A 562-nucleotide genomic window follows, 5' to 3' on the forward strand; every position below is an offset into this window, starting at 1 on the left:
TACACTATTTTGATTTTGGAGAATATGCTTCGTGCTTGTGCCTTGGAGTTTAAAGGTAATTGGTATAAGCATGTGACTTTAGCAGAATTTGCTTATAATAATAGTTATCGGGCTAGCATTAGAATGACACCTTATGAAGCTCTCTATGGACGTCCCTGTAGGTCTCCAATTTGTTGGGCAGAAGTTGGTGAAAAACATGTTAATACACCAAAATATATCAGAGAGACGACTGAAAAGATTAAAATTATTAAAGATCGTTTGCAGACAGCCCAAAGTAGACAAAAGAGTTATTATGATGTACGCCACAGAGATTTAAAGTTTAAAGTTGGGGACTTTATTTATTTGAAAGCTTTGCCTCGCAAAGGAGTGGTGCGTTTTGGAAAGAGAAGTAAGCTAGCGCCAAGGTTCATTGGTCCATTTGAGGTTATTAAAGAAGTGGGAAATGTAGCATATCAGTTAGCTTTGCCATCAAGTATGTCTAAAGTACATGATGTTTTCCATGTTTCAATGTTTCGAAAGAGTTTACGCGATTCATCTCATGTTATTGATTTGCCTGCTGATA

The 562-nt window shown here is 36.7% G+C and carries 1 protein-coding gene; it reads left to right on the plus strand.

From position 1 onward, the window contains the following. Nucleotides 1–562: hypothetical protein (locus HLA93_RS22490; protein ID WP_222196289.1), on the plus strand; the 562-nt coding region annotated here is incomplete at both ends.

Source organism: Modestobacter italicus, assembly GCF_019799965.1.
Taxonomy (GTDB): Bacteria; Actinomycetota; Actinomycetes; order Mycobacteriales; family Geodermatophilaceae; genus Modestobacter; species Modestobacter italicus_A.